The following is a 25309-nucleotide window of genomic DNA, read 5'->3' as shown; positions in this document are numbered from 1 at the left end:
TCAATTATTTATGGAAAACGCCGTATTGCTGAAGGCAATTATTGACAATGCAATAGACGGACTGATCACTATTGATGAACGGGGTATCGTAGAATCCATCAATCCGGCGGCTTGCAAGCTCTTTGATTTTGCGCCTGAGGAGGTAATTGGCCAGAATATATCAAAGCTGATGCCCCAACCCGATCGGTCTTACCATGACCGTTACCTTTTCGATTACCGCAAAACAGGAAAAGCGAATATTATTGGGATTGGCAGGGAGCTTATCGGCATGAAAAAAAACGGTAGTTTTTTCCCATTTCGTCTGGGTGTAAGCGAAGTTAAATATTCTGGCCGCGTGATTTACGCAGGGTTCATTCACGACCTGACGCGGGAAAAAGAAGCCGAAGGGAAGCTACAGGATTATGCGGCACAACTGGAAGTTCAGGTTGAGGAACGCACGCACTCCTTGAGAACCAGTGTAAGCGACCTTCAAAAGACCCAAATCGAGCTCAACCAGTCACTCAGTAAGGAAAAGGAATTTGGCCAGCTTAAAAGCCGTTTTGTTTCTATTGCCTCTCATGAATTCAGGACACCGTTGAGTCTGGTCCATCTATCAGCATCCCTGATTGAACGTTATGCCGAATCACTCGACCAAAAGAATATAGGAAAGCATGTAGTCAAGATCAAAGATGCAGTGCTGAACATCACAGCAATCTTAAATGACTTTTTATCCCTGGAGAAATTGGATAGTGGCATGGTCAAACCAAGTTTAAGCCACTTTAATCTTGCTGAAATGGCTGAGGAAATCACCGGGGAGATGCAGGTTGTCCTGCGTGGCAAACAACAGATTGTTTTCAAACACAGGGGGACAATCCAGAAGATCACGCTCGATCAGAACCTTTTGAAAAACTGTATCATCATCCTGATAGACAATGCCATCAAGTATTCCGGTGAGGAAAGTGAAATACAATTCTACACTAAAATAAATGAACACAATTGCACCATTAGGGTTTGCGATAATGGAATCGGAATACCGGAGAGCGACCACAAACATTTATTCGAGGCATTCTTTAGGGCGCACAATACCGGCAATATTTCAGGAAACGGACTTGGCTTGAGCATTTTGTCAAGATATACCGGACTAATGAATGGTCATGTCAGTTTTAAAAGCAGAGTTAACAGGGGTACGCTATTCACACTAACCTTCCCACAAAAAAAATAACCATGAGTAAAAAAGTATTAGTAATTGAAGACCACGATGAGATCCGTGCGAATCTGGTTGAAATTCTGGAGATGGCGCGGTATACGGTAATTCAGGCTGAAAACGGTAAGCTGGGTGTTGACCTGGCCATTAGCCATACGCCGGATATCATTCTTTGTGATATCATGATGCCTGAACTGGACGGTTATGGAGTGCTATACATGCTTAACAGGCATGAACAGACCACCGGCATCCCCTTTATTTTTTTAACCGCCAAAGCTGAACATGCAGATTTGAGGAAAGGCATGGAGTTGGGGGCAGATGATTATCTAGTCAAACCTTTTGATGATATGGAATTGTTGAATGCCATTGATATCCGATTAAGAAAAAAAGCATTAAGCGATCAATCTCACCATACTAAAACAGAAGCTTTTAAAGTTCTTGTCGAAAAAACAGATGGACTGGCAGAATTCAACAAAATCATAGAAGAAAAAAAGAGCCGGGATTTTAAAAAGAACCAGGTTATCTACTATGAAGATGATCATGGAAAGGGCCTATATCTGGTCACGCAAGGGAAGGTCAAAACCATCAAGCTGGCAAAAGACGGTAGGGAACTGATGACCGGAATCTACATTGAGGGAGACTATCTAGGCATCAATTCGGTATTGAGTGACAGTGCTTATGCGGATACGGCCACGGCTTTGGAGGATAGCAAAATCTGTTTAATACCATTAGAGCAGATGGAGACCGTACTCAACTTATATCCTGAGGTGGCAAGAAAGTTTATTCATTTACTTTCCAGAGATAACAGAGCTAAGGAAGATCAACTTTTGGAACTGGCCTACTACTCAGTCAGAAAAAAAATGGCAGGCACATTGCTCAGGCTCTACGGACAGGTTAAGGCAGACGATAACCTGATTAACATTTCCAGAGAAGATCTTGCCGCAATGGCCTGTATGGCCACCGAAACGGTAAGCCGTACGCTATCTGATTTCAAAGATGAACAGCTCATTGAGCGGGATGGGACGAAGATTACCCTGCTGAACCGTGAAGGGCTCCTAAAGATGAAAAACTAAAATCCAAGCCAAAGTTTAAATTCAGACAGATATCATCATTGCCTATATTATCTGTTTGAATTCTGGTCGTACTAAAATAGCATTCCCTTATACCCTTCCGGGATGACTATCAAGGGAAGATTGGTATGCCTGGCCATTTTTTGTGCGTGGCTATTGTGCAGTATATTTGATGTTGAACTGTGTTTACGGTGCACAACTGCTATTATATTCGTGCCGCCGTGATCGGCTAGCCAATTTAAACCGTCCTCCAATTTAGACTGGTATACATTCTCATAATACATTTGGTTATAGTTTACCCTGGATTTTAATTCTTTCATAAACTCATTAATGTGGTGAGTCAATTGTGTGTCTTCCCGATCGCCGATCACATGAACGATTAATAGTTCGGCGTTTAACCTGGCCGCCAGTAATGCGAGCAATTGGATGATTTCCATATCACTTATGCTTAAATCCGTTGCGAAGGCGATTTTTTTCACCGGCACAAATTTGGCATTCTGTGGAATCAGGAGCAGCGGGTATTCTGCAAAATCGATGCTGTCTCGGCTACAGCTGCCCTGTATCAATCTTTTCAAGTCCCCGTTTCCGGATAGTCCGAGGATGACCATTGCTATGTCTTCCAGTTGAACGGTTTCTCGGATCAAGTCACCAACCTCTCCGGCGGCCGATCGGACCCGGATTGAAGGAATATAACCATCTGGTCCGCTGGACGTGGCCACACTATTCTGCAATTTCGCGGAAAAGGTTTCCAACAGTGCATCATTCCGGCCAATTATTGTATCCTGATCTTCAATTGGCCATATGACCTGTAAAGGTGAATCAGTATCTATAGATGATGCATGAATAAGCTGCACATTGGATCCCAATTGTCCGGCAAATTTGCAGGCATAATCCGCTGCCTGATTGGCGTTCTCCGAGAAATCTGTTGCTACAAGTAATGTTTTCATGATATCAGTTATTTAGGACAAAGTTTGAAAAAAGCAGATGCATATCCCATGACGACAATCAATACAATCCATGATGCTGGATTTACGATTTCAGTAAAAAATCAACCTAAACTAAGCATAGTCCATCATCGTGCGTGAACTTAAGCTACACCGAATAAAGCGAGTGCTGAACGAATTTACATGACAAGCATCACTCAAGTATTTGATGTAAATCACCGCTTCAAAGCCTCGGATCATGGTCTGGTTGCTTGGGGGCCGTTAGCTTTGCGGTTATGAAGTTATTCCTTCGTTTTAAAAGTTTCCTGCATGAAACCGGAGAAGTCGCCAGCTTTACCGGTCGGTTCTTTTCTGTCGGCATGCGGCCGCGTTATGAAAACCGTGAACTCATCAATCAGTGCTATAAGATAGGCTACCTGTCATTTCCGCTGGTTGGTTTGACCTCGTTTATCATGGGGCTGGTTCTCACCATGCAACTTCGCCCTTCTTTGGTGGATTATGGCGTAGAATCTCAGCTTCCGGTAATGGTAGGACTTGCAATTGTACGTGAAATTGGCCCAGTGATCACAGCATTGATTTTCGCTGGAAAAATTGGTAGCAGTATTGGGGCGGAATTGGGATCGATGAAGGTCACTGAGCAAATTGATGCAATGACTGTGAGTGGTATCAAGCCCTACAAATATCTTGTAGCGACGAGGGTGCTAGCCACAACATTGATGCTTCCCCTGCTCACGATACTTGGTGACGGCATATCCTTATTTGGCGCCTACCTTGGTGTAAATATCAGATCAGTAACCAGTATCGACCTGTTCTTTCTTCAGGTATTCAATAGCCTGGATTTTAGTGATGTGCTGCCTGCAATTGTTAAAACTTTATTTTTTGGTTTTGCCGTTGGTATCGTAGGATGCTATAAGGGATTCAGTTCAACCAAGGGCACCCAGGGTGTGGGCATTTCAGCCAACTCAGCTGTAGTGCTGTCCTCAGTGATGATATTCGCTATTGATTTACTTGCAGTGCAGATCACTGAGTTATTGGGATTAAACTAAGAGATATGGATTCAACAAGCAATAGCGTCGTTATAAAGATTAAAGACCTCAGTAAGTCTTTTGGTGAAAAAGTGATCTTAGATGGGTTTAATTTATCGGTCAAGCGTGGAACGAATGTGGTTATCCTTGGAAAATCCGGTTCTGGCAAATCTGTATTGATCAAGTGCATTATCGGGCTGCTGAAGCCGGAAAGTGGAAGTATCTTCGTCAATGAAGCCAACATTACTTCTTTATCTGAAGATGAATTGGATGAGACGCGAACTAAAATTGGCTTCTTATTTCAAAGCAATGCTTTATACGATTCAATGACGATAAAAGAAAATCTAGAGTTTCCCCTGCTCAGGCACTGGGTTGACATCACCCGCGAGGAAGTAGACAGACTGGTTTTGGAAGGGCTGGAAAATGTGGATCTCCTGCATACTTTGGATATGATGCCTTCAGAACTTTCCGGCGGTATGCTCAAAAGGGTTGCTTTGGCCAGAACAATGATTTTGCGGCCGGAGGTAATTTTATATGATGAGCCAACGACTGGTCTTGACCCGGTGACCTCAAGAGAGATCGAAAACCTGATTTTGAAACTGCAGGCAAAAAATCATACTTCCTCCATCATTATTTCTCATGATATGAACTGCGTAAAAAACACTGCTGATGTGATAGTATTATTACTTGAGGGGAAAAATTATGCAGAGGGCAGTTATGAGGAACTGTCAAATTCAACAGATAAAAATATTAAACAGTTTTTTGATTAAATAAAAAAGGACATGGCAAATGAAAAAATAAACAGCGTTAAGCTTGGAGCATTCGTGCTGGCAGGTTTAATCTTAATGATCCTGGCACTTTTCATCATCGGTAAGAACAAAAATCTTTTCGGCAATGAATTCCAGCTCAAAGCGAAATTCTCAAATTTAAATGGCTTGACCACTGGAAACAATGTCTTGTTCTCCGGTTTCCAGGCGGGAACCGTTAAAGATATTGCGCTTTTAAATGACAGCACGATTGAGGTCACCATGCAAATTAACGATAAGGTAAAGGACTTTATTGGTAAGAATGCGCTAGCGAGCATCGGAACCGAAGGGCTGATGGGAAATAAAGTGATTAATATCAGTCCAATGACAGGCAAGAGCACAAAGGTGGAAGAGGGCGATGTTCTTCAGGCAAAGAATATGGCCAATATGGATGAAATTATAGATAAGCTCTCCCAAACCAATAACAACGTAGCCACCATTTCAGAAGTGCTGAAAGGGACGGTAATGAAGGTGCATAGCAGCGCGATATTGAAACTAATAGACGATGAAACCATCGGTGAGAGCTTAAAGGCATCTTTGCTTAATATTTACACGACGACCAAATATGCCCAGGACCTTAGTCTAGATCTTAACCACGTTGTCAAGGATATCCGAAATGGTAAAGGAGCTGCAGGTTTTCTGCTAACCGACACCAGTATTTCTGCTGATCTTAAAAATGCTGTTCAGCAGACCAAAATGGCGACAACAAATGCCAATGCTATGAGCCTCGAGCTCAATGCGATAGTCAAATCCATGAATTATGACCTGAATCATGGTGATAATACGGTGAATACTATACTCAAAGATTCAGTGATGGCAAGGAATGTAAGACAGACCATGGACAACCTGCAAAAAGGAACCGATGGTTTTAACCAAAATATGGAAGCTTTGAAACATAACTTTTTTTTCAGGGGATTTTTTAAAGCTCAGGAACGACAAAAGAAAAAAGAAGAGAAACTTTCAGGTCAGCAGCGGTAGTTAAGAAATCATCATATAATTAATGATCATGGCCCAAAGAAATGAATTAATTACCAATAAGATATTTTGAAGTATAGTCGTAGCCAATTAAGTAACCGAAGATTGTGATTGAAGTAGATAAAGAAGGTATTATCCTTGAAAAGACGGATTGCCAGTTTGAAAACAAGGGAGTTCTTAATCCCGCGACGATCAGATTAGGGGAAGAGGTGTATATGTTCTACAGGGCCTTTGGTGAAGACAATATTTCTACTATCGGGTTCTGCAAGCTCAAGGGTCCTAAAAGGGTTGTGTGGAGATCTCAAATTCCATTGCTCAGCCCTCTTGGAGTAACTGAAGACAAAGGGATTGAAGATCCGAGAATTGTTCAGATAGAAGGCCAATATTTTTTGACATATACTGCATACGACGGTTACAATGCATTGGGTGCATTAGCGACCTCTAATGACCTAAAAGTTTTTAAAAGAGATGGAATAATTGTTCCTCAACTATCATTTTCTGAATTTCGAAAACTTGCAGAATGTTCGGGAAGAATTAATGAAAAATATTCCAGGTTTGCCCATGATAAGTTAGAAGTCATTAACGAAACCCGGCTTCTGGTTTGGGATAAAGACCTCATTTTCTTTCCCCGAAAAATCAACGGCAAGTTTTATTTTCTCCACCGGATCAAGCCTGATATCCAGATTGCATCGGTGGAGAGCCTTTCCGAGCTGAATGCATCATTTTGGGAAAATTATCTCCAAAATTTTGAAAGGCATATTATGTTGTCACCAAAGTTGGACCATGAGGTAAGTTATGTAGGTGGTGGGTGCCCTCCTATTGAAACGGAAAAAGGGTGGATTATAATTTATCACGGTGTGCATGATACTCCGGGTGGTTATGTTTACTGTGCCTGTGCCGCACTTTTTGATCTGGAAAATCCAGGAAAGGAAATTTCCCGATTACCCTACCCCCTTTTTAGTCCTGGGGAGGAGTGGGAAAAATCCGGCAAAGTCAATAATGTCTGCTTTCCATCGGGGACGGCAACGTTTGGAGACCGTCTTTACATCTATTATGGCGCCGCTGATGAATGCATCGCATGCGCTTCCGTTAGCTTAACAGCATTGATTCGAGAATTATTAGCGCATGCATAGGATGATAATGATCATTTTCTAACACTTTGCTAACCTCAGCAAAAGCATAGTTTGTCGGCGTTTGGAGTACATGAAATGCTTAAAAAGATTTCCTAAGCTTGATGATATATAGAGCATTAGCGTTCAAAAGTTGGTTAGGGGTTAAGGACGGAAATAATCATCTGCTACAAAACATAACTTCACTAAGAGCATCTAATTGGTTTATGACAGTCATTTCCTTATCGGATGGTATTGCAGAAATTGCAACTAGCGGAGCATTTATAACACGTTGGATATAACGTGAATAAACCGACATGATTAAACCTATCGCTAATTCACTAACATACTAGCAATCAAGAATTGATAATAACAATATTTCCGGTTGCATGGGGTCAATCCACTCTGGTTTATCCACCTATAGGGCTACGGATACAAATTTTCATCTCCATATTTTTTATAATAAGCCTCTATTCTGTGAATCGTGTCTTCAAAATCAGTATGGAAGTTAGATTTACGTATGGTTGACTCTACTTAAGGAAGCAACATGTTTTTGTTGTTTCCTTTTTTTATGCCAATAAATCCAATGAACATACGGATAAGTATTTTGATAGCTTTCAAAAATTTACGTACGCTTAATTAACAATGAAAAGCTAATAATATAGCTTTAAAGAACTTATAAGCTATAAGGATTAAGATACTTATTGTTTCGTTTCTTATTTCGATGTAACTGGTTAGCCATTACATTTAATACATTTGTTAAAGATATGTGAATGAGGTAAAGACCTGAATTTTGTATAAATAAAGCGAGGCAATTTTGCTAAATAAATATGCTTCCGCAAAGATATTGAGCAGACAAAAGTTTTTTCTTAAAAGCCGTTGGAGGTTAGCTAATCAGAACTAACGCACCTGAACCCTGTATGTTCAAGTCCGGTATCAGTAGAAGTTTTCATCCTTGAAGTAACCCGATACCCTTTACAGTAAGCAGAATTACACATAAAAGAACCGCCACGCACCACTTTTTTCTGTACAAGCGGCTCCATTGGGTCGTAGCTGTCTGAAGGGCCGGTGGGGTTAGTGGATATTGTATTAGCCGTTTGATAATAATCTGAACGATACCAGTCGCTGCACCATTCCCAAACATTTCCAGCCATATCAAATAATCCGTAATTATTTGGCTCAAATTGTTTCACAGGTGCTAAACCTCCAAATTTATCCCAGTTTGTGTTTTTAACCGGAAAGCTTCCTTGCCATGTATTTGCTTTAGGGATGCCTTTTTCAATATCTTCATTTCCCCAGGGGTATAAACTATCTTTCAAACCTCCTCTTGCTGCATATTCCCACTCTGCCTCCGTAGGCAAACGTTTTCCAGCCCATTTGCAGTAAGACATAGCATCCTCCCAGGAAATATGAATAACCGGATAATTATCTTTTCCTATGATGTTAGTTTCTGGTCCTTGTGGATGTTTCCAACTCGCCCCTTTTACCCAATGCCACCATTGGGCAACATTATTAAAACCATTAATGTATTTAGGTTGATAAAACACCAATGAGGCTGCACTAAAAACACTGTCTGGTGGCTTAGGCGTTCCTTCGGGAAGTTGTTTTTTCATTTCTTCCCATATCGGTTTTCTTTCTGCAGTAGTTACGTATCCTGTTGCCTTTACAAATTTTTTAAATTCAGCATTTGTTACTTCATTAATATCCATCCAAAATGAAGAGAGCCTAACCTTATGTTGCGGATATTCATCTTCCCGCCCATCTTTATCAACCGCCCCCATTAAATATTCACCACCCTGAATAAAAACCATACCCTTATGGCTAGCTTTATTGGCAACAAAAGTAGCTGTATCATTTTCTACACCGAAGCGCTTAGGTAGATTTTGGCTGCATGAAGCTACCGAATCCTGCTTACTTTCGTTCGCAGCTTTTTGCCCCGCATCCGAACAAGAAAAAAAGCTGATTCCCAATAAAATACAGCATATCACATCAATTTTTCTCATATTCAGGTATCAAATTTTTGCAGAATTTAGACCAGGTAAATCATGTAAGCTAAAACTTATTTCCCTGTCATTCTAAAGTTCTTAAGTTTTATCAAATTTAGGATAAACATACTTAAATCGTTCGCTGACTTATCGTTTTCAAAAGTTTTTGGTAACCTGCCATTAGTATACTCATTGTAAAGCCACGGATCGCCAATGGCTAAAGCGCTGATTGCTTAAGATTGTTATTAAAAGTAGATTGAGCAGGCTTAAATAGATAGCTGAATAAGTTTTTAACTTCGTAAATATCCAAAGTTGCTCTTTCTTTGATGATTTGTTCTGGTTTACTAAATTATGCTCTCATAATTTGCTTTTCTGTTTTAACTTACAACGCAAGCTTTTTATTTAATATTTTGTCTTCACATAGCAAACTTATTGGCTTATTTAAGCAGCAAGGCTTAATAATCGGCCTAACTAATCCAAAATATTATAGCTGCATGCCAATTAATCTATCGAATTTCCTCAGCATTGGATATGCCTCAGCAACATCCCAACACAATAATTATGTTTCTTATTGAAGGCCTACGCTAAATTGTTGAAAAGGCTGGAATCCAGCCGCCAAGGATATTTTTAATGGTGTAATGAGCAGCTTCTTTTTTAGAAAGTTGCTTTGCCCATGGTACTCTTTCCGCGGTACCTGCGCCCGGTCCGGTGTTCCCATACTCTGCATAGAATACTGTTTTTTCCTTATTTGCAAACAAGGGATCGCCTGGCCAGGCATGCCAACCCTCTGCAACAATATGCCCGCCAAAACTGGAATTCAGGAAAACTGTTTTTGCAAAAGGCCGCCATGGCCTACCTAAAAAAACCTTTTTAACGGTTGGAAGTGCAGTTAGTTCACAATTCATAAATACATAGCCAAAAACCTGCTCGCGGGTTGTGGAGGCAGCGGTGATGTACGAATCCGTAAGACTTTTGATGGTACACCTGTTGAATATTGCTGTTGCCTCTCCAAAAATAAAATCAGTGGTGCCGGTAATAAGGCAATTCTCAAAATAACATCGACCATCTTTTGAGGTGTATAGCGTATCCTGGTGGCCTAAAAATGCACAATTTTTTGCCCCGAAGCGGTCGGCCTCAACGGTTAAGGCTACTGCCTGTCCAACTGGTCCAGCCGAATTTTCTACTGTAATATTTTCCAGGCTGCAGTCGTTGCCTTGCACCAATAGGGTATATGAGGTGTATGTGCTATACTTATTATTACCTGTAAAATCTTTGTTAGCAAAAAGTTTACCCGAATAATCCCCATTTGTTATAATTGTTGTTTTCTGGTCTTCGCCAATAATCATGATGTTTTTCTTCCAAGCTGGAATAACAACTTTTTCGTGATAGATTCCCGATTTTATTAAAATTGTAACCTTTGATTGCATGTGATCACGTACAGCATTGATAGCTTCCTGAATAGTTCTGTAATCACCATTACCATTGTGCGATACCGTAAACTTTATAGGAGTTTGCTGCGCAAAGGAGTAAGTAAATACAATAGTCAATAATAAAAACAGGTTGAATAATCTTAATTTCATGTTAATATGGTTAAGCTTTAGCATTTGCAAAGTATTGAGCACCAGTTAGTTTGAGTATTTTAAAAAATTAACTGGCGGTTAAGTGCGATACAGAACCTTAGATTAGGCGCTAAAAACCGGACCTCGTTTCTGCTTTTTGGAAATATAAACCACAAGCCTCGGTATGTTCCTTAACTCATTTAAGGGGCTATGCGCCAAACGGTTTGGCCCTGAAACATAATATCCATCAGATTGCTGATATTGCTCAATGAGCACGTTTGCTTGGCATAAATCTGATAAGACGTCATTCGCATCGATGTATAGTGAAGCGAATCTACATTCGTTTGTTAACTGAAGTAGGATCATATCCTGTTTTGAAATAAAAATAGCGCCACATGCAGCTACGCCCAACTTGGCCCTGAAATTACAATTCACAAATTTCCGCACACGCAAAAAGGCGAGCGATTTCCTTATTTGCCGCCTTGTTTTCCCTAAAAGCCGGGCTGAAACGGGACCGAATGCATTAGAAAAGTAATAGCTATTCAAAAAAACTTTAGCGCCTGAGTCTTGCAGCTGTGCAATAAAATGGTCGACTGAATTCTTTAACCCTATTGGTTTTACAGCTGCCAAAGCATTAGCCGGAGGCATTGTATAGCCTTTTAATATAGCGTTTCGCACTAACTCTGAAATCGACATTATTTCTATTGATTTATTTAAATTTTGTTCCGAATAACATTATCGTAAAATTTATGAGCTGAATTAGACTTTGATAAGCAAGGCCTTCCGGTTTTCAAACCTTCAGGCCAAGCATATATTTTATTGATAAGGCGGTGAGTCGATATCAATATCCAAAATCTTGTTTTAGATTAGGATTAAGATCTAAAATACTCCTATGGATAGGCAGCACTTCAGAGTGATTAGATTGAAAAGTGCGTCCCAATTTTTCTATTGCGCCTCCAGCGGTAGTTGTTAAATTTTGTCTCCAGTCTACCCTGATGTAACCTGTTGGATTTGTAGTAGCATTATACAATGGAGCTGGCGCTACAGCAGGATCTGGCAAATAATATCCAGTACCTGGCAAAAATTCAAATTCTTCGCCCACATTTCTATAATATAAATAGCGAGGATATTTTGCAGGTGTATTAACAATGGCTGTCATTTCTGTTCTGGCTTGAATTAGTTTAGCGCCTAATAAATTCCAGCGTACTAAATCATATTTTCTTATGCCTTCTCCACCTAACTCCCAGCTTCTTTCTTGTACAATCGCATTAAAAAATGCTGCTTTTGAGGTGGGTGTTGTACCAACTTTACTTAAATTTGCCGAAAATGCTCTTCTTCGTACATCTTCAAATGCCTTTATCGCCGATGCATCCGGTGCGCCATTTATTTCGTTAACCGCTTCTGCGTACATCAATAATACATCAGAATAGCGCAACATAATCCAGTTGATTCCTAATGTTTGAGTAGCTCCGGCGATAATTGGTCTCCAGTCTCTACGGTACTTACCATCATTCATTTCAGTCATCCGAGCCGGACTTTTTAAATTGTTAGCATCTATATTGTAGTGGGCAATGGTAACTTCTTTTCTCGGATCAGACACGTCGAAAGAATAAAAATAACTTGCTGTAGGATTTAAGGCTCCGCCACCTGGGCCATAGCGTGAACCATCGGCAATACGGGTACCGCTAGCCCTTCCTAATTTACTATCATAATTGGCATTTCCGCCAGCCTGCGCAACTTCAAGCATTCGTTCACCATAAACATTATCTAAAGTAAGTTCGTTAGCTTTCTTAAATACGTCATAAAAACTTGGGTTAAGTGCGTGCTGGTTAGATTTCATAATCGTATCGCACTCATCTCTTGCTATAGTGTAATATTTTAGGTAATCTGGTAATCTTTCCATTACTTTAGATGTTCTACGCAATTGGTATCCTCCTCTAAATAAAGCAATTCGAGCCCTCATGCCACGTGCAGCACCCTGGGTTATGCGTTCATCTATGGTTGTTTCCTTGCGCCATGGCAACATGCGTTCAGCACTTGCGATGTCACCCAAAATGCGATCATAAATCACATCACTGTTGGTTTTACTAAGATTAAAATCCATTCCCGAAACTGAAGGTTCCAATTGCAAGGGAACATCGCCCCAATTTTTAACCAGGTCAAAATAATATATTGCCCTAAGTACGAGCGCTTCTGCGTAAAGTCTTCTCAATTCTTTCTGGTCAGATGCAGAACCACTATTGTATGCTACCATCTGTGGGATATATTTAATACATAAATTGGCACGTTCTATAGCTTGAAATCCTCTTGTAAAGGTTGCAGCAAGTTCGCCATTTCCTGCATCAGCGCTGTAACGTGCAAGTCCGCGGGCGCCTGCATCTACATCACCACTTCTGGAAAACTCATCGGTATCGTTAACAAAAACGAGTGATTGCCGCTGCCCGTAACCATCATCTCCGGCTAAAAGTTGATATACGCCCATTATGGCTGAATTCGCACTTGAAACATTGCTAAAAATATCTGCAGGGGAAAACGCAGATTCTGGTTTTATTTCCAAATACTTTTTACATGAGCCTAAGCCAAATAGAGCTGTAGCCATTATCGTACTGCAGGCTAATATTTTTATGTTGTTGAATTTCATAATCTGAAATTTTAGTTTTTAAAATGTTAAATTAAGTCCAAAGAGTATTGTTCTCGATCTTGGATAAGCAGAATAATCCACACCAGGAGTTAATCCGCCATTGGTACGGGTATTTACTTCCGGGTCGAAACCTGAATAACCGGTTATGGTGGCCAGATTGTTTACTGTTGCATAAAAACGAAGGCTTGAGAGTTTGATTTTTTTTGCAAAATCTTTTGGAAGGGTGTAACCCAGCGTAATGTTATTAATTCTTAAAAAAGAGCCGTCCTCTACAGCCCAGTCGGTAAATAGGTTGCTGTTTTCATACGGTCGCCAGGTGGTTGCGTTTGCATTATAAGCTTCTAACTTAGCTGGATCATTATAGATTGATTTTCCGTTTTGGTCGATAGTTGAAAATCTTCCATTAACAGATTCAAGTAAGTTTACACCACGTAATCTGGCATTCGTTAACTCAATTTTATTGGCATTATAAATATCATTTCCCACACTAAAGTTCACAAAAATGCTCATATCCCAGTTCTTGTAAGAAAATTGCTGATTTAAGCCTCCTATAAATTTTGGTGCAGCATTTCCAATAACCGTTCTGTCTTCATCCGTATGAATAGCAGGACTGCCGTCAGGATTCTTTATTGAGCCGCCCAAATCCAGAAGTTTCATTGTTCCTGGCTGAATAGTGCTCCTGGTTACACCAAAAAAGGAAGCTACATCTGGTTTTAAGGTATAAACACCTGTAATAGCATTAAAGTTAAAATCACTTACCTTGTAATACCCATCAGAGCGGTAGCCATACATTTGGCCCAAAGGCTTTCCAACTTCAACAAGAAAGTCGTTACCTGTATTGGTATCCCAGCCCGAAGCATATCCTTTACTGGTGATGCCATCATTTAGTTTCTCTACTCTGTTTCTATTGAAAGACATATTGTAGCTTGCAGAATAACTAAAATCTTTGGTTTGCAGAATCAATCCAGACAACTGAAATTCGATACCGCGATTTGATGTTGCCGCAATATTCTGCGTTTGTTGTGTGTAGCCAGAAGTTTGTGGTATAGGGTTCTGCAATAATAAATCTTTAGTACTGTTGTAATAAATGTCGGTTGTAAACTGAACCCTGTTTTTGAAGAAACTTAAATCCAGGCCTAAGTTTCTTGATACTGTTGTTTCCCATTTCACATTTGGATTGGCTAACTGTGTAGGTACCACACCTGGTACAAGCTGATCATTTAATCCATAATAGGTATTGGAAGAATATAGAGGCAAATAACTAAAATCATTGATTCTATTATTACCTGTAGAACCATAACTTAATCTCAGCTTAGCGTCAGAAACTATTGGCTTAATAGATTCTGCAAATTTTTCATCAGAAATTCTCCATGCAAAAGCGCCGGATGGAAAAAAGCCCCAACGCTGTCCAGCCATAAATTTAGAGCTTCCATCTGCCCTGGCCGTAAGCGTTAACAAATATTTTTTATTTAAACCATAATTAACCCGGCCAAAAAATGAAAAGGTTCTGGCCATAATATTATTGGTAGTGGGGCGTGGCTGAGCCTGACCTGCAGGTGGATTCCCCAAGTTCATATTTGATAATGCCTTTTCAGGACTAATTCCTAAAGGAAAGTATCTCGTTTCGGCATTAAATTGTTCATTTCTGGTTTGGTAAGATTCCTGACCAAGTAATACATCAATATCATGATGTTTTGCAATATTCTTTTTACTATAAGTGATAGTATTAGAATTATTTAAGGAATTTACGGTACCTGTTAAAATTGAGGCAATTGGCATTGCAGAATAAAGCGACGCCTGACCGGTAATTTCTGAGTAGAAGTTGTTTGTTCTGGAATTGTTGTTATCATACCCGGCCGTAACCCTTGCCGTTATTTCTGGGGTTATTGCATAACTAAGATATCCCGATAAATTGTATCGTTTTCCAAATGTTTTCCTGTAAACTGCAGTTGCATTAATAACAGGATTTCTTAAATCGGACACAGCCAGATATTGCGCATCATAAAAATCTATGTCAGTTGGATTTTTGCTGTCTATTGGCCTGTAAGAAAGTGTATTTTTCAGGAAGTTGTCCCTTGCCAGTCCGGGGCTCGATACTCCGGCTCCATTAATTCGTTCATCAGTATACCTTACGTTGAATCCTGCTCTAAATTTTTGGTTAGGTCTCAACTCCATTTTAAAACCCAATAGCTTCCGGTCGAAATCTGAATTAATCATCACCCCTTCCTGACCGTTTGTTGTTAAACTTAAATTGTAATTGATTTTCTCATCGCCTCCATTTAAACTCAGGTTATGGGTTTGTTGCAATGCAACCTTTCCAAAAACCTCATTTTGCCAATCGCGACCTTTATCGCGATAAACCTCCAATGTATCAAATGGCCCATAGTTAGTTACGAATGAGGTACTATCAATAACATTTCCCCTACTGCGTTCGTATTGATATTTAAGATAATCGGTTGCGTCCAGCACATCTAATTTTCCTAAAATTTTGCTTGCACCTACAAAACCGTTATAGCTCACTGTCATTTTGCCACGCTTACCCGTTTTGGTGGTGATTAATACAACACCATTTGCACCTCTGGCGCCATAAATTGCAGTAGATGCTGCATCCTTTAATACGTCGATAGATTCTATATCCTGAGGTGATAATGCCCTTAACGCATTTTCCACCTGTACCCCATCAACAATATATAGTGGAGAATTATCTTGAGTGATGGAACTTCCGCCCCTAATTCTAATCTGCACGTTAGTACCTGGTGCACCATCTGTAGCAGTTACCTGAACCCCGGCCAGTCGACCTGCCAAAGCTTGCTCTGCAGAATTAATCGGAATATCCTTTATCTGATCAGCACGAAGGGATGAAACGGAACCGGTAAGGGCTTCGCGGGAAACTGTACCATATCCAACATTAACTACAGTAACTTCCTGAAGGACATTAATATCCTCTTGAAGTGTAATTTTTGAACTCGTAATGTTGGCCGCAATATTTACCTCTTTTTTTACATAGCCTATAAATTGAACCACCAAGGTTGCTACACCCGGTGGAACTGTGATTGAAAATTTACCATCGTTGTCTGTATTGATACCTCTATTTGTTCCTTTAATTGATATAGTTGCACCTACAATCGATACGCCTTTTTCATCTATTACCTGACCTTTGATTATACGGTTCTGCGACCAAGCTGATTGTGCAGAACATAGAAATAAGGCTATAAAAATGTATATATATTTCATAATCGATCAGTTGAATGGTGAACAAAAAAATGTTTTTTGCTGGAGGTTGACTTCACTATGATCGTTTGGACTTTTCAATAATCTGATGTTTTGAAACGCCCTTTTTTTAAGATTAATGCTGTAATTTTTCCTCATAATTTGATTGGTTAGATTGGGTTTTACTAATAAAATCCAAGGTTATTTAGTTAGTTATTAATTCTAGTGCAAACGGTTGCACAACTGAAGTTTATAATTGGTTACGAATCTGGCAATGTTAAAAATTTAAAAAAAATGCTGAATGATTTACGCTGTTAACTAAAGAAGAACTTCTTAAACGCTCATACAATTTGACAATTTGGTTAGTAAAAAAATGAAATAAAGTTAACCTTTACTCCATCTTGATAAACAAATTTATATACCGCCGAAACTAAAGGGGTAAAAAAATTGACCAAAAGAGTCTATTTTCCGTGCAAAATAAACGCTTAAAGCACCTAGCGGCTATTTTATGCTTAGTAATGAACTAAAGCGCAGTAAAAATATACGTTTTGCCAGCAACTGTATTGAAATCGAAAAGATTAGTTTGAGGAATCTTAATCCCTTTCAAATTTGCTTCTTTGGATAACCGTGGATCTTTTATGGTATTAACCTGATAGAAATGATTTGAATTTTCTCCTGCGGATTTTATTAGCTTAGCATTCCCGGTTAAGCTTACCTTGTCTGAAAGTCTTAACCGGCAGTTTCCTCCCAGCGTTGACTGGATGGAGAGTTTAGTTAACTTGCCATTCTTCCATTCAATATCCAATACGAAACCTCCCCGGGCCTTTAGCCCAGCAATTCTGCCTTCATTAAGGGCATCGGGTAAGGCTGGTAATATGTAAATATTGCCATCATAACTTTGCAGCAGCATTTCTGCTATACCCGCAGTACAGCCAAAATTACCATCTATTTGAAATGGTGGATGCGCATCCAGCAGGTTTGGATAAGTACCTCCAGATTGGCCTTTGGTTTCCATTGGGGCCGGAGTGAGCTGATCTGAAATAAGTTTGTAAGCTTTATTACCATCCAGCATTCGTGCCCACCAATTTACCTTCCAGCCCATAGACCATCCTGTTGATTTATCTCCGCGGTAAATAAGAGCGTTTTTGGCAGCTTCCAGCAGTTGGGGATTGCGAAATGGAGAAATTTGCCCGGAGGGGTACAAGCCATAAAGATGAGAAATATGCCGATGTTTGTCATCAGGTCTGTCTAAATCCTGCAGCCACTCTTGCAATTGATTGTGTTTGCCAATCTGCATTGGGGGCATCATTGCGAGTGCAGTTGCAATCGAATCAGAAAAGGACTGATCTGTTTTTAAAACTTTTGCTGCATTTATCAGGTTATTAAACGTGTCGAAAATCAGTTGGTTATCCATTGTCGCTCCGGCAGTTACGCCTACGTTTTTCTCGTATGTATTTTCTGGCGACATTGAAGGCGCCATTACCAGCCATTTGGTTTTAGGCTCTTGTTTCAACACATCAAGATAAAACATAGCTGCACCTTTTAAAATTGGATAATTTTCTTTTAATAATTTTGTATCACCTGTAAAAAGATAATGCTGCCACAAATGCTGGGTGAGCCAGGCACCACCCATTGGCCACATCCCATAAAAGCCACCATCAACAATGCCGGTAATTCGCCATATATCGGTATTGTGGTGCATGTTCCAGCCTCTGGCGTTATACATTTTACTTGCACTTTGCTTACCTGTTATTGCCAAATCTTTTAACATGGAAAATAATGGTTGGTGCATTTCAGATAAATTGGTAATTTCAGCGGGCCAATAGTTCATTTCCGTGTTGATGTTCACGGTATATTTACTATCCCAAGGGGGAGAATTTTTATCGTTCCAAATACCCTGAAGATTTGCGGGCTGACCTCCTGGCTGTGAACTTGAGATTAAAAGGTATCTTCCAAATTGAAAATAGAGGGCTACAAGTTGCGGATCTGCATGATTTGCAAATTCTTTAATCCTTACATCGGTTGTTTTTTTAGACTGATTGGAATCTCCCAAATTTAATGTTACCCGATCGAAAAATAACTTATATTTCTTTTGATGAGCGGCGAAAGCCTGGTCATATTTTTTAGCAATTGCGCTGTTTAAAATCGATTTTGCTTTTATAAGTGGCTCGGCAGACAAATCCTTGTAATTTATAAAATTTGTACCAATGGAAATATAAACTATAACTTCATCAGCTTTGCTAACCGTTAATGATGAATCAGTTCTTTCAATCAATCCACCCTTCACAATTGGCATTACCAGCGCCTCGAATTTTACTTTTCCTAGCTTATTATCTACACTGCCTCCGTTACCAGAGAGTTGCAGATAACCTCTAACCTGTTTAACCTGATGGTCTTTTTGCGTACTGGATAATCCCAAAGTAAAACTGACACTTTTGGGCTTATCTGCAGTAATTTTCATAATGATAACATCATCTGTAAGCGATGCGAAGACTTTTCTTTTAAATGTGATGTTATCCACCTTATAGCTTACTGTTGATATTGCGTTACTGATATCCAGTTCGCGGTAATAACTATTATAAACTTGGTGACCAGGAAAGGTTAGCCATAAATCACCAACTGTTTGATAGGGCATACCATAATTGAGATTGGCGGGTGACTGGCGTGGAAAGGTTTGATTAGAAAGGTTCTGGGCTTCCTGGTTTTTACCTTGAAATAGTAAACTCCTAATTTCGTTTATTTGACTGGCTGTATTTGATGGTACATTATTGCCGGGCTCACCTGCCCATACAGTTTCCTCGTTCAACTGCAAATGTTCCTTTGAAGGATTTCCGAAAGCCATAAGACCTAACTGGCCATTACCAAGTGGTAGTGCTTCGTTCCAATTTTGTGCTGGCTTATCATAATGCAATTTAAGGTGTTGCTGAGCAATTACACTAGAGGTGCTTACTGTAAGTATTATAGTCAGGAATAGACCACAAAAGATTTTACCAAAAATAACCTTGCATTTTATACTTCTCATATCTTTCATATCCGTTTCAGATTGATAACTGCTGAACGCACTAAACAATCTGCTATTTGGTTAGTAATAAGACAAAAATATAATCAGAAGCACAAAGGGCTGGTTAAAAAATGTGCAAATGGGTTTAAGTATTAGTCAAAATCAATTACTCACCTTTTGATTTCAAGTATTCTGAAGGAGAAAATTTATATTTTTCTTTAAAGCAAGTGCTAAAATACTTTGCATTAGTAAAGCCAACGGTATATGCAATTACAGAAATACTTTTCTCACCACCATCAAGAAACTGTTTTGCTCGTTGCAAACGCATATCCCTAACAAATTCAACTGGCGCAAAATCTGTTAAACTTTTAAATTTACGGTAAAATGTAGATCTTCCCATGCCAATTGCTTCGGCAACAGAATCTATGTTAAAATCAGTGTTTTCCATGTTTTGTTCAACAATTTCGATTACCTTTTCCATGAACAGTTTGTCTTTATCGGTAATCACAATATCAGAGGGTTGCAGAGGGGGTAGTTGTTTTTTCTCTACCAAATAAACGAAGGCCCTTCGTCGCTGTTTAATTAATCCTGCAATCGCGGCTATCAGAAACTCATTATTAAATGGTTTTGTGATATAATAATCTGCTCCATATTGTAATCCTTTAATCTGGTCTTCGATAGAAAATTTTGCCGATAGCAAGACCACAGGAATATGACTCGTTGCAAGGTCGCTCTTTAGCCTGTCGAGCATATCAATACCGCTCATAACAGGCATCATCACATCGCTTACAATTAGATCGGGCATAGATTTTTGAGCTTTCAATAAGCCTTCAGCCCCATCAGCAGCTGTTTCAACTTGATAAAATCTGCTAAGTTGTGTGCTAAGGAAGTTCCGCAAATCATCATTATCCTCCACCAGTAGCAACCTTATTTCTTGTTGAACATCAGGATCAATCCGCTCAGGTCTAGCATCTGCCTTTGTTGTACTGTTCAGGGCTAAACCCTTATCATTCGCAACAAATTCGATATTATCTCCCACAAAATGAGTTTTATTGTTTATAAGAGTTACTTTAATACTCAGACCCTGACCGCTATTTTGATGTGCAGATATCTGGCCACCATGTAATTCAATTATTTCTTTGGAAAGCGCCAGGCCAATTCCTGATCCCTTCTGATTGATATCATCAGGATTGTTTCCCTGATAATAGAGATTGAATATTTCTTCCAGTTTATTTGCTGAAACACCAATACCCTGATCTTGAACCAAAATGCTTAAACATTCATTGGCAGAGTCGTTATCAACCTTTATCAGAATGTTAGAGTTATCCGCACTAAACTTAAAAGCATTTGAAAGGAGATTGTATATTACCACATCTAATTTTTCCCTATCGCCCCAGATGTACAATGCAATGTTATCTGGAATAAGTGAAAGGGTAATGTTCCTTTTCAATGCAGTTTCATGAAAATAGGACGAAACTTCCTTAATTAGTATAGTTAAATCAAAATTTGCAATTTGAAGATTTGCCTTGCCACTTTCCAACTTTCTCAGGTCTAAAAGCTGATTGATAAAGCGAATCATTCGGTTCGAATTCTTTTTTACAATCTCAATCTGATCAGCACCTTGCTGACTGAGTACCTCATTCCTTTGTATTTCTTCAATGGGGTTTAAGATTAATGTAAGTGGGGTTCGTAGTTCATGAGAAATATTGGTAAAAAAGTTTGTTTTTAATTCTGCCATTTTCTGCTCGATGGTTATTTTATTGCGAAGATTGATCATGGTAAGAACTATCCTTCTTGCACCTTCAATCAAGGCCAAGGTTATTAATGCATAAATTAAATAGGCCCACCATGTTTTCCATGGAGGTGGCAAAATGCTTATTTCAAGCTGTTTATAAGGCGGATTAATGAAACTTTCCTTATCCAAACTTTTAACCTCAAATATGTAATTCCCCGGAGGTAAATTGGTGTATGTGGCTCTCCGTCTTTCTCTGTTAATGTTCCAACTTGTTTCAAAGCCTCGAAGACGATATGCATATGATTGCTTTGCGCCATTCTTTGAGTCTAAGACGGCGTAATCAATACTTAAAATATTTTGATCATGATTAAGTTTGAGCTTCTTCAAATAGTTAACATTGGCCTCGATTATTCCGTTTGAATCTGGAAATTGATCGACATTGTTTACCTGCAGGTTGGTAAACACCATTTTGGCAGAAGTTTTCCTGGTTAAAACACTATCAGGATGGAAATAAATGTAGCCTCGATTGGTACCAAATACAATAGATTCATCAGCAAAATGCTGACTAGAGGATTCGGAGAATGTTACTTTTGGTAATCCATTATGGGTGCCATAGTTGGTAAATTCTTCTTTTAATGGATCAAATTTCGACAATCCATTTTGAGTGGCTGCCCATATATAACCATGATGATCTTCTGTACAACTGAGCACGTAATCATTTGGGAGACCGTTCTGTGTGGTATAATTTTTAAAGTTTACCTTTTTAAAAGGGTCATTTATGAGTGCTTTATCCAAACCACCGCCTGAAGTACTTAACCACATTTTATTTCTATGGTCACGGAATATAAACTGAATATCATTATTGCCAAGGCTGTTTTTTACACCCGGCCTTTTAGCATAGGTTGAAAACCTTCTACCTGGCAAATTCAGAGAACCTGCATCCTTAATCAGTAAGCCATCCGTTGTTCCAATCCATACGTTGCCAGCGCTATCCAATGCTAATGTTCTAATTTTTTGAAAACCTTCACCTGGATAACCTTTTAAACCATTATGTTTATTCCAAAACTTAACCTTGCTCCCACTAACATTCGCCACATTTAAACCCTCATCAAAAGTGCCAATCCAAATTTTACCAAATTTATCTTCCAAAAGCGAATAGATTTCATTACTGTTTAATGAAAACGGCAACATCTGTTCTTTTTTAAAATGAGTAAGCGAATAGCTGGTTCTGTCCTTATTTACGGGCTTTGCCAAAAATAAGCCATTAGCTTTTGTACCGAGCCAAATATTGTTTTTACTATCTTCTAAAATACAGTATACCGCACCTAAGCTGGCTTTTTCTTGGTTAGTAAATTTAATGGAAACGCGCTTCCCATCTTTAAAAACATAAATGTTTTTACTTTTCTGGCCAAGCCAAAGCCGGTTTTTCTTGTCCACCCATATCCCTCGCACATCATTGTCTGATTTCTGTATGGTTTTCTCCACTGGAAAACGTTGTTTAAAATAACCTTCCTGCAATACTAATTTATTCACTCCTCTATCCACACTACTAAACCAAATAACCCCTTCGCCTTCATAAAACAAGGCAGTAATGGCATTTGGAAGGTTATCGAAGGATGAACTTTTACCACTGTTAAATATTTTAAATTCCGTTTTATCGCCTTCAAAATACCCAAAACCGGCATTTTTCATATTTACCCAAACTCTACCTTTATTATCCTCAAAAGCGCTGAAATAAGTTCCATTGTAGGAATATCCATCATCGCTTATTGCGCTAATTTTCTTTAAAACCTTGGTTTTTGGATTATAGGAAATCACACCATTATGTTCTGGCTCAATCCAAACCATCCCGGCATTATCTTCAAACATCCATGTCAGATTTTCGCCAGCGTGGGTTATTGTGGCACTTCTAAATGGATTTACAAATAAGGTGATGATTTCTCCTGCTGATGTTGAAGCGTAGATTTTTTCCTCGAATTTTGATGCTAAAAGATTATTGATTTTGTATGCTGATATACGCTCCAACCTTGAGGAAGCGTTAGATTTGTTGACCGTAATGAGTTTCCCCTTGTCAGAACCGAAAAATAGACTGAACCTGCTTTCTGCAAACGACCCGAAATTTTCTGCAATGAAAATGCTGGCATCCAGTTTAATCTGAACAAAACGTTTATTTTGTTTCCTTAAACAAACAATTCCTTTATCGGTGGCTATCCAGACTTTTTTCTGTGCATCCTCCAAAACGAAATTTATTTTACCAGATGGCAATCTAATTGCAGAAGAAGTATGAGCAGAGAAATGATTATATATTTCGGGGATTTTTGGATCTGGAATGATAACTAAACCATCATTTTTGGTAATTAAAAATATTTCTCCCTCATTACCAACTTTTATCCGGTTAAAAAGCACTTTTATACCATGATGCATTTTGAAAGGGCTGAATTGTTCTTTGATTTTATCAAAGCGATAAATCTGGTTGTCGTAGGCTTTGATCCACAAATTTGTTCCTAAGTCTTCAACAATTTGATCAATACGGTCGTTTTTTAAATGTGAGAGATCACCCGGAAAAGATTTGAATGAACGAAAATTATGTCCATCAAAACGATTGATCCCATTCCAGGTACCAACCCAGATAAAGCCTTCACGATCCTTTATGATATTTGTTACCGCATCATGTGAAAGGCCGTTTTCTGTTGAATAAAATTCACTTTTAAAATTCAATTGGGCTGTAGCCTGAAAAGACAACAGGAAAAGAAGTATAGATGAAAGGAAGAAATTAAAAATGCGGGCCATATCCGATACTTGGAATTGTGCTTTATTTGGTTATTTTTTTTTTGCTGCCTTGTAGAATTACTTTGGGCTATTTGTAAATGTAATGATTATATCAAACAATATTAAAATGGGTATTTGAACGGATAATTCTTAATTTACTATTTTTAAATAGGCACGCTAATACTCTCTAATCAACAGCTGATTAATATTTACGATTAGTTGATGTGCGCTCTATAACAGTTGGTTCCATTACGATATGTCTAACATTTTGATAGACATTTTTTTGTTTGACCATCTTTAAAAACATTTCTGCACAGAGCAATCCCATTTTTGAGGGATGTTGATCGATGCTTGAAAGACCAGGCGTTATGTGTTCAGAAAATCCTTCATCAGCAAACCCGATTACCCCAATTTGTGGCGGAGTTTTACCGATTCTTTTCAGTTCTTTAATTACACCCAATGCTGTGAAGTCGTCGGCTGCAATAACAGCATCGGGAATTTCTTCACATTTCATCAGTTTTTCAGCGCCCAGGCGTCCATCTTCTACAGAGAGGCCACCAAAGATTATGTAATCCTCCATAATTGATAAACTGTTTTCATTCATGGCTGCTGTGTAGCCACGTAAACGCTCACTAAAAATTCTTATCTGGCGTGAAGTTGTTATAAAGGCTATTTTGTTGTAGCCGTTTTTTATCAAATGCACCGTTGCGAGATAACCCGCCTGAAAATCATCTAAAGAAATCGTTGGAACCTCTATCGGTTTATTTATTCGATCAAAAAGCACCAAAGGTTTATTTTGGTTTATAATTTCGTGAAAATGGCTTACATCATCTGTCTCCAGCGACATTGACGCCATAATACCATCAACCTGAGCTTCGAGTAATGTTTTAACGCCTTTTATTTCATTCTCGACAGATTCTTTGGTTTGAAACAAGATAATTCGATAGCCGTCCTCCTTTAGTACTTCCTCAATACTATGTATGATAGAGGCAAAATAGTGTGCTTCTACCGATGGAACAATTATTCCGACAATGAATGTTTTTCCTGATTTAAGTGCAGAAGCAAGCTTATTCGGCGTATAATTCATTTGCTTGGCTGCTTTCAAAACTGCATCAGTTGTTGCCTTGCTAATTAATGTAGAACCACTTAAAGCCCTTGAAACGGTTGAGACTGTTACATTAAGCGCCTGAGCGATATCATATATTGTTGTTTTTTTCACTATTTAGGAGGATGAGTTTACAAATAAAAGAAAAACCATAAGCTGCAACAATTATAAAATAAATTAAATAGACACCCC

The 25309-nt window shown here is 39.0% G+C and carries 15 protein-coding genes; 6 read left to right on the top strand and 9 right to left on the bottom strand.

Features of this window, described 5'->3' with window-relative positions:
* Positions 1 to 10: 10 nt before the first annotated feature.
* Both LUA90_RS13830 and LUA90_RS13825 read left to right on the top strand, forming a co-directional pair.
* Positions 11 to 1201 (top strand): PAS domain-containing sensor histidine kinase, encoded by a 1191-nt coding sequence (locus tag LUA90_RS13830; RefSeq protein WP_231491280.1) that lies wholly within the window; start codon positions 11 to 13, stop codon positions 1199 to 1201.
* Positions 1202 to 1203: 2 nt separating this feature from the next.
* A complete protein-coding gene (locus LUA90_RS13825) occupies positions 1204 to 2256 on the top strand; it encodes a response regulator (RefSeq protein ID WP_231491279.1) in 1053 nt (350 codons plus the stop codon).
* Between the two features lie 71 nt (positions 2257 to 2327).
* On the opposite strand, the gene LUA90_RS13820 is transcribed toward LUA90_RS13825, so the two are convergent.
* Positions 2328 to 3200 (bottom strand): universal stress protein, encoded by an 873-nt coding sequence (locus tag LUA90_RS13820; protein WP_231491278.1) that lies wholly within the window; start codon positions 3198 to 3200, stop codon positions 2328 to 2330.
* A gap of 272 nt (positions 3201 to 3472) precedes the next feature.
* Here LUA90_RS13820 and LUA90_RS13815 point away from each other — a divergent pair, with 272 nt between their 5' ends.
* The 4 genes from LUA90_RS13815 (at position 3473) to LUA90_RS13800 (ending at position 7136) form a co-directional block, all read left to right on the top strand.
* Entirely contained in the window at positions 3473 to 4243 is a 771-nt protein-coding gene (locus LUA90_RS13815; RefSeq protein WP_231491277.1) for an ABC transporter permease, read from the top strand.
* A gap of 5 nt (positions 4244 to 4248) precedes the next feature.
* Positions 4249 to 4992 (top strand): ABC transporter ATP-binding protein, encoded by a 744-nt coding sequence (locus LUA90_RS13810; protein WP_231491276.1) that lies wholly within the window; start codon positions 4249 to 4251, stop codon positions 4990 to 4992.
* A gap of 12 nt (positions 4993 to 5004) precedes the next feature.
* Positions 5005 to 6006: an MlaD family protein gene (locus tag LUA90_RS13805; protein ID WP_231491275.1), complete on the top strand. Its 1002-nt coding sequence runs from the start codon at positions 5005 to 5007 to the stop codon at positions 6004 to 6006.
* Between the two features lie 104 nt (positions 6007 to 6110).
* The gene (locus tag LUA90_RS13800; protein ID WP_231491274.1) at positions 6111 to 7136 is read left to right on the top strand and encodes a hypothetical protein; all 1026 of its coding nucleotides are present in this window, start codon (positions 6111 to 6113) and stop codon (positions 7134 to 7136) included.
* 866 nt (positions 7137 to 8002) lie between these two features.
* On the opposite strand, the gene LUA90_RS13795 is transcribed toward LUA90_RS13800, so the two are convergent.
* The 8 genes from LUA90_RS13795 to LUA90_RS13760 form a co-directional block, all read right to left on the bottom strand.
* Positions 8003 to 9115 carry a formylglycine-generating enzyme family protein gene (locus tag LUA90_RS13795; protein ID WP_231465347.1) on the bottom strand — a complete coding sequence of 371 codons (1113 nt, stop codon included), beginning with the start codon at positions 9113 to 9115 and terminating at the stop codon, positions 8003 to 8005.
* A 566-nt stretch (positions 9116 to 9681) separates the two neighbouring features.
* Positions 9682 to 10677: a pectinesterase family protein gene (locus tag LUA90_RS13790; protein WP_231465349.1), complete on the bottom strand. Its 996-nt coding sequence runs from the start codon at positions 10675 to 10677 to the stop codon at positions 9682 to 9684.
* A gap of 102 nt (positions 10678 to 10779) precedes the next feature.
* Positions 10780 to 11352, bottom strand: coding sequence for a hypothetical protein (locus LUA90_RS13785; RefSeq protein WP_231465352.1), 573 nt, complete (start codon positions 11350 to 11352; stop codon positions 10780 to 10782).
* Between the two features lie 145 nt (positions 11353 to 11497).
* Positions 11498 to 13297, bottom strand: coding sequence for a RagB/SusD family nutrient uptake outer membrane protein (locus tag LUA90_RS13780; RefSeq protein WP_231465354.1), 1800 nt, complete (start codon positions 13295 to 13297; stop codon positions 11498 to 11500).
* Positions 13298 to 13315: 18 nt separating this feature from the next.
* Entirely contained in the window at positions 13316 to 16531 is a 3216-nt protein-coding gene (locus LUA90_RS13775; protein WP_231465357.1) for a TonB-dependent receptor, read from the bottom strand.
* Between the two features lie 499 nt (positions 16532 to 17030).
* Complete coding sequence (locus LUA90_RS13770; RefSeq protein ID WP_231491273.1) at positions 17031 to 19529, bottom strand: glycoside hydrolase N-terminal domain-containing protein; 2499 nt, start codon at positions 19527 to 19529, stop codon at positions 17031 to 17033.
* 145 nt (positions 19530 to 19674) lie between these two features.
* Positions 19675 to 24033: a hybrid sensor histidine kinase/response regulator transcription factor gene (locus LUA90_RS13765; protein WP_231491272.1), complete on the bottom strand. Its 4359-nt coding sequence runs from the start codon at positions 24031 to 24033 to the stop codon at positions 19675 to 19677.
* Positions 24034 to 24214: 181 nt separating this feature from the next.
* Positions 24215 to 25231: a LacI family DNA-binding transcriptional regulator gene (locus tag LUA90_RS13760; RefSeq protein WP_231491271.1), complete on the bottom strand. Its 1017-nt coding sequence runs from the start codon at positions 25229 to 25231 to the stop codon at positions 24215 to 24217.
* Positions 25232 to 25309 lie beyond the last annotated feature (78 nt).

The organism is Pedobacter sp. Leaf170 (assembly GCF_920984665.1).
Lineage (GTDB): Bacteria > Bacteroidota > Bacteroidia > Sphingobacteriales > Sphingobacteriaceae > Pedobacter.
Note: the sequence above shows the minus strand (reverse complement) of the source record. Positions and strands in the feature narration are given on the sequence as shown.